Origin of the sequence: Pseudooceanicola marinus (genome assembly GCF_020177265.1) — a bacterium.
Classification (GTDB): Bacteria; Pseudomonadota; Alphaproteobacteria; order Rhodobacterales; family Rhodobacteraceae; genus Pseudooceanicola; species Pseudooceanicola marinus_A.
Genome location: NZ_JAIVMC010000012.1, coordinates 104,671 through 111,139, shown reverse-complemented (window position 1 = coordinate 111,139; position 6,469 = coordinate 104,671). Strand labels below are relative to the sequence as shown.

6 protein-coding genes are annotated in these 6,469 nt (G+C 63.3%); all 6 read right to left on the bottom strand.

Annotated elements, in window-relative coordinates; genetic code table 11:
- Positions 1-344: 344 nt before the first annotated feature.
- Positions 345-1,595 (bottom strand): AAA family ATPase, encoded by a 1,251-nt coding sequence (locus LC066_RS19105; protein WP_224902454.1) that lies wholly within the window; start codon positions 1,593-1,595, stop codon positions 345-347.
- 67 nt (positions 1,596-1,662) lie between these two features.
- Positions 1,663-2,076 carry an alternative ribosome rescue aminoacyl-tRNA hydrolase ArfB gene (gene arfB, locus LC066_RS19100; protein ID WP_224902450.1) on the bottom strand — a complete coding sequence of 138 codons (414 nt, stop codon included), beginning with the start codon at positions 2,074-2,076 and terminating at the stop codon, positions 1,663-1,665.
- Between the two features lie 393 nt (positions 2,077-2,469).
- On the bottom strand, positions 2,470-3,114 hold the full coding sequence (locus tag LC066_RS19095; protein WP_224902433.1) for a queuosine precursor transporter: 645 nt from the start codon (positions 3,112-3,114) through the stop codon (positions 2,470-2,472).
- A 72-nt stretch (positions 3,115-3,186) separates the two neighbouring features.
- On the bottom strand, positions 3,187-4,047 hold the full coding sequence (locus tag LC066_RS19090) for an esterase-like activity of phytase family protein (RefSeq protein WP_224902429.1): 861 nt from the start codon (positions 4,045-4,047) through the stop codon (positions 3,187-3,189).
- 65 nt (positions 4,048-4,112) lie between these two features.
- Positions 4,113-5,045, bottom strand: a complete 933-nt coding sequence (gene mepA / locus LC066_RS19085; RefSeq protein ID WP_224902426.1) for a penicillin-insensitive murein endopeptidase — start codon at positions 5,043-5,045, stop codon at positions 4,113-4,115.
- Positions 5,045-6,379, bottom strand: coding sequence for an MFS transporter (locus LC066_RS19080; RefSeq protein WP_224902422.1), 1,335 nt, complete (start codon positions 6,377-6,379; stop codon positions 5,045-5,047). The genes mepA and LC066_RS19080 overlap by 1 nt, the downstream gene beginning before the upstream one ends.
- Positions 6,380-6,469: the final 90 nt, after the last annotated feature.

Sequence of the window (6,469 nt, the reverse complement as noted above, 5' to 3'; positions counted from 1 at the left end):
AGGGCTCAAGACGCGCCATCTGCGCGTCGGTCAGCCAGAAAAGATCAGACATGTCACCGCTCGTTTTTCGAGCCGTGAATCACGCCAACCTGCGGAAAACAATGGGTCCTGACCCTAGCAGCGCTTCTGCCTTCAGTCTTTTGCTGTGAGGAGATTGGCTTATGTGGCGCGCTGTCTCCGTGATGACGGAATTTGTTAAAATTAGAAGGCCGCCCTCCGCCCGAATCCGGTCAATTTCTTGATTTGCTTTGGAGTTGTCCCAAGCGTTTCTGCCTGAGCCTGCAGTCGCTCTGCCCGGAATCTCCAGCCAACAACAGACAACACCAGTGTCTAAGACGGCAACCTTATCTGCCATCTTGCATTACCTTCTTAAGTTGCTCTTCAAGACGGCCATTTTTGCTGAGCTTTCCGACTTCGCCTTCGGCAATTAGACCTGCTAGGAGCGGGACATCGTCAAGCGAAACGATAGTACTTGCTCCTGAATAGGGGCTTCTGGCTGCCACTGATATCGATCGGATTCGCGATGGCGGAAGGGAGTCAAGTAGCGCAACATTGTGAGTCGTGATAATCAGCTCAATCTGTCTGGACTCGGAGATCTTTGATATTGCATTTAGTAGCGTTAAAGCCCTGCTAGGATGCAAGCCATTATCGATTTCTTCGATGACTACCGTGCTTCCTTGAGGTCTAAGAAGCAAGGTTGAGACAACGCAGATGAAACGAAGTGTTCCGTCTGACATACCTCTTGCGTCTACTTCAAAGACTTCGTCATCACGCCAAGCCTCTTCGCAATACAGCATCGCGTCACTCTTGTGTCGCCCGACGTACTCGCACCAAACCCGCGTGATGTCTTTTTCGGGGATATTCGAGGCTAGTTCGGTGATAGCTTTTTCTATTTTTTCTCTCCGGTCGCCATCGAGTGCCATGATGACGCCAGCGAGGTTGGCTCCGTCTTTCTGCAGAGTTTCGCTTAGGCGGCTGAAATCTCTCATAGCTCCTGGGTTGGGGTCGAGAATGAATACATCTCTCAAAGACTTAATTGTGAGATTGATTCCGTCTTTTATTTCTTGCCTCAAGTCAGGGTCCAGATCAAGCTGGCTGAGGATGGACACATTTCTGCGCAATGGTCGCTTTGAGCCGGATTTCTTATTGTAGAGTCGGGCGGTGATTCCTGGGGCATCTTTCTCAGCGTTGTCGGTCCAGAATAGCCGCAACGGTCTCGGGTTGCTCCCCTGATATTTTACTCGAGTGAGTTCTTCGCCACTGAGTTCTGCTCCACCCTCTATGATGGCTACAGTAATGCTGTACTCGTAGTCCGTCTTTTCGTCTTCAGTTCCGACAACCACGTTCAGTGTAAATTTGTCAGCGTTCTTGTGTGCGGCCCACTCAAGTTCTCCGCGAATTCCATTGATGGTGGCATTTCCGCCAATAGCTGCGCCGAGCTCAAGTCCGTGAGCGGTGCGAGCTAGAAACTCAAGGGCATCCAATGCGTTCGACTTGCCACTAGCGTTCGTGCCTATGAGGACTGTGAGCCGCTCAATGTTGAGCGATGCTTCTGAAAAGCTTTTCCAATTCTTTAGATCAATTCTTCGGAGCATTACGTTCTCGCACTTGGTTGGTGAACAGAGTATTGAGTTTTGTCGATTAGGCAAGAGCTACCCACCTCTACCTCTCCCACCCCCGCTTCTCCTTCACCTCGGCCCTCTGCTTCTTCGCCTCCACCCGCTTCCGCTTCTGGTTCTGCGACACCTTCGTCGGGATCCGCCGCTTCGGCGCCACCAGCGCCTTCCGCACCAGCTCCGCCAGCCGTTCCCGCGCCACCTCGCGGTTCCGGGCCTGGCTGCGCTCTTCCGAGACCTGCAACACCACCGCCCCGTCCTTGGTCCAGCGGCGCCCGGCCAGGCGCCGCAGGCGCCGTTTCACCGCCTCGGGCAGGTTGGGGGATCGCTCCGCCTCGAAGCGCAGCTCGACCGCAGAGGAGACCTTGTTCACGTTCTGCCCGCCAGGGCCCGAGGCGCGGATGAATTGCTCCACCAGCTCCCAGTCCTCGATCGCGATCTGATCCGTGATCCGCAGCATGGCCAAACCCCTTTCGCGCCCCCATGGCGCCCCGCTTTCATATGGCACGATCCGGCCGAAGCTCAAACCGGCGCCCCTGTCATCCGACAGCCGGAAATACTCTGGGGGGAATTGGGCCGGTACGGTCCAAGGGGGGCAAGGCCCCCAACCCCCGCGCCTGACCGCAACGGAAAAGGGCCGCTCCTTCGGCAGGAACGGCCCTCTCGAGATCAGGAGGTGGTTCGGTTAGGCGAACCAACCTGGAGTTTCAACGCCCGAGGGCTGCCTCAGACGTTCACCCTCCAGACTGTTCCGAACCCTTTCTCCAATACCTCAATAGACACTAGAGCACCTCCTTTCTGCTTGTTTCCGATACAGAAAGGGTGGCACGGAACTCGTTAACAACAAAACACTTTATGCAGGGCGTGCGGATTTTTTGCCCGTCAGCGCCCGGAAAGGCAGCAGGGCGACCAGCACCAGCGCCAGTTTCACCCCCCAGTCGGCCACGGCCAGAGAGACCCACAGCGGCACGGCGGGGCCGACGGTCATGAAGGGCACGGCCTCCCAGGCCCAGGAGATCTCCGCATCGGCGTTTTCGCCGAAGATGGTGATGACCTGCGCGAAGCCGACGGTGAAGAAGATGGCGGTGTCCAGGGCGGAGCCGATGATCGAGCTGACCAGAGGCGCGCGCCACCAGTTGCCCTGGCGCAGGCGATCGAAGACAGCCACGTCGACCAGCTGCGCCACCAGGAAGGCCAGGGCCGAGCCCACGGCCACGCGCAGCGCCACGGCGGCGTAGGTGTAGCCATCGCCTTGCAGCATGATTTGCGTGCCGATCAGGGAACAGAGGATCCCGGCGATGAAACCGGCCAGGATCACCCGCCGCGCGGCCGTCGGGCCGTAGAGGCGGTTCATCACGTCGGTGACGAGGAAGGCGAAGGGATAGGTGAAGGCGCCCCAGGTCAGGAGGCCGTCGAGGATCAGGAACTGAACCAGGATGTTGGAGGCCACGACGATCGCGGCCATGGCAAGAATGCCAGGGATATGGGTACGTTGCATGTCGTTTCCGTTTTTTAGACAAGGTCGCGGCGACTTGTTTGCCCGGGCGCGGGGCCACGGGATTGGCGGGCTTTATCCGCTGCCCGGCGATCCGGCAAGCGAAATTTCCAGTATTTGCTGGTTCAACAGGGTCGTGAAGTTGTTGTCGGAGATCATCGTCAGCCGCAGCGTGCCGCTATCGTCGACCCAGGCCGACAGGCCTTCGTAGTTGCTGCGCCGGTCCCCGGGCAGGAGGGTGACCAGCTGCGGCGCGCGCTCCGGCTGCGCCAGGTCGATCCGTCGGATGCGCCCCGCAAAGCCCAGCCCGAAGGCGCGTTCCAGGACGTAGAGCTGTCCATCCGGGCCAAGGTCCGCGCCGACCGGCAGGAAACCAGCGTCGCGCGGCCAGTCCGCGACACGGCTCCAGCCGTCACCATCCAGCCGCCAGATGGGGTGGAGGCGACCGCCACCGGCAGGCCTTTCGGGGATCAGGATCAGCCGCCCCTGCGCATCCACCGCCGCCGCCTCATAGGCCTTGTTGGTGCCCAGGATGGGAGAATCCGGCGGGTTTTCCAAGGTGTCCGGCGCAGGAAGGCGGGTCCCGTCTGGGTGGCCGAGCGCGCCCTCGTAGATCCAGGGTGTCGTGAAATCCTCGAACGACAGGATCAGCCGGCCATCGGACAGCAGGGCCAGCCCCTCCGGGTCCTGTTCCTTCTGGCGCACGCGGTGACCGTCGGGGCGCACCAGCCAGTGGCGGGAGGTGACCCGGGCCCCGGTCAGCTGACCCCGGGCATCGCGTTGCAGGTCCCCCTGCACCAGAAGACCGCCGTCGGAGAGGGCAATGAAGCGTCCCCCGTCCTCCAGCACCTCCAGCGCCGAGAAGCCTCCGAAGCCGGGCGCCTCATCGTTGATCGGGATGCGGGCCGTTGTCTGGCCATCCGGCGGCGCTGACAACTCGGGGGCCTCCTGGTTGCAGGCCGGAAGGGCCAGCACCGGCAGGAGGGCCAGGAGGACGGCGCCTAGCCGCCCTGAAGAACGGAGACGCATTGGCGCGGCAGATCAGCCAGGGTCAGCTCGGGGCGCGGTTTGGGCGGCGGGGCGTCGGGATCGGGTGCCGGCGGGTTGAGGATGTTCGACACCCATTCGCGTGCCTCGGCGCAGCCGTCACCGGGCGGCGGCGGCGCCTGATCGACACAGCCGGCCATGCCGTCCGGACAGCTCAGCCGGACGTGGAAGTGGTAGTAGTGGCCCCACCAGGGCCGCACCTTGCGCAGCCAGTCGCGGTTGCCCGTGGCGTTCTCGCACATCCAGACCTTGGCGCCGGGGAAGAGGAAGATCCGGGCCACGCGGTCATCGCTGGCCGCGGCCTTCAGCAGGGCCATGTGTTCGGGCGTCCAGTTGTCGTTCACATAGGCCCCGCCCGCGCGGCGGGTGCCGATGGACGACAGGCTTTCGCGTTCCGCCCGGCTCAGGCCGAGGTCATCCGCGGGGCGCAGCCAGACATCGGCATCCAGGCCGATCTGGTGGCTGGCGTGGCCCGAGGACATCGGGCCGCCGCGCGGCTGGGACATGTCGCCCACGTAGATGCCGTTCCAGCCGGGGATCCGCGCGGCATTGCGGCTGAGGTCCTGCAGGTAGTCTACCAGCTCCGGCTGGCCCCAGTTGCGGTTCCGGCTCAGCCGCATGGCCTGCCAGGTCGGGCCGGTTTCCGGCATGGCGACGGCCCCCGCCTGACAGCCCTTGGCATAGCTTCCGTAGGAGGCCGGAGCCTGCTGCGACGGGGTGGTTCGGGCCGCGAAGTAGAGCTTTGCGGGATTGCCCGCCATCCCGGCGGGGATGGACAGCGCGGCAGAGGCCGCCGGGGCGCCGGATCGGGTCGCGGCATCCTCGCGGATACACCCCGCCGTGGCGGAAATCAGAAGCAGACTCAGCAGGATATGGGGAAGGCGCATCAGGGGGTGGGATCTCCGTCCGGTTTCACCCAGCGTAGCAGCGCGGCGCCGATCAGGAAAAGGAAAACCAGGGGCAGGATGCCGATCTGCTGTGATCCGCTGACGGTGGTGACCACGCCGATGGCCGTCGGCGCGATGAAGGCGGTGGCCTTGCCCGCCAGGGCGTAGAGGCCAAAGCCCTCGGCCATGCGGTCGGGGCGGGCCTGGCGCACCATCATCGTGCGGCTGGCGGCCTGGATCACGCCGCCGGCTGCGCCGATCACCGCGCCCAGGACGAAGAAGGCGATGTCGGGCAGGGCGCTGTCCGGTCCGACCGGCAGGCCCAGGACGGAGCTGCGCGAGATCGACACGGCCACCAGGGTCACGGCGATCAGCGCCAGGATGCAGGTGGTGATGACCGGCTTCGGTCCGAAGCGTTCATCGGCGCGGCCGCCGATCACGGCGAAGATCGCGCCGGAGATGATGGCGATGATGCCGAAGATCCCGATCTGGGTCACCGACCAGTCCAGCACGCCCGAGGCATAGATCCCGCCGAAGAAATAGATCCCGTTCAGCGCGTCGCGGTAGCACAGCGACGAGGCGAGGTAGGCAAGGAGAGAGGGCGTCGCCGGCAGGTCCCGCAGGGTCTGGCGCAGGTTGCGCAGGGCGGCGCAGATCGCGCCCCGCGGCGCCTTGGGCGGTTTCGGGTCCCGCACGTAGAGGAAGAAGGGCACCATGAAGACCGCGTACCAGATCGCCGTCAGCGGCCCGACGGCGCGCGTGCCCTCGCGTGTTTCCGCGTCCAGCCCCAGGATCGGGTCCAGCCCGATCAGGGTCTTGCCGCTGTCCGCGTCCTCGGCCAGCAGGGTCAGCATCAGGACCAGCGCCACCAGCCCGCCGAGATAGCCGAAGGCCCAACCATTGCCGGAAATGCGTCCGATCTCCTCCTTGCTGCCCAGGTCCGGCAGCATCGAGTTGGTGAAGATCGTGGCGAATTCCATCCCGATCATGCCGATGGCGAAGAAGAACAGTGTGGTCAGCAGGTTGAAATCACCCGGCGCGGCGTACCACAGCATCCAGGCGCCCAGCACGTAGAGGACCGAGAAGCCCCAGATCCAGCGCAGCCGGTGCCCCGACACGTCGGAAATGGCGCCCAGCACCGGCGCCAGCAGCGCGATGATGATCCCCGCCGCCCCGATGCCGAACCCCCAGGCCGACTGCGCGGCGGTGCCGTCACCCATCAGTTCCTTCACGTAGGGGCCGAAGATGAAGGTGATCAGCAGGGTGTTGTAGGGCTGGCTGGCCCAGTCGAAGAAGAACCACCCCCAGATGCGCTTGCGCAATGTCGCTGTCATGGCCCGCCCCGCTCTTGTGAATGCGGCGATATGATCCCTCGCGCAGGGGCAGGGCAAGGCAATCCTTCATGACAAATTGCCCGCGGGTGC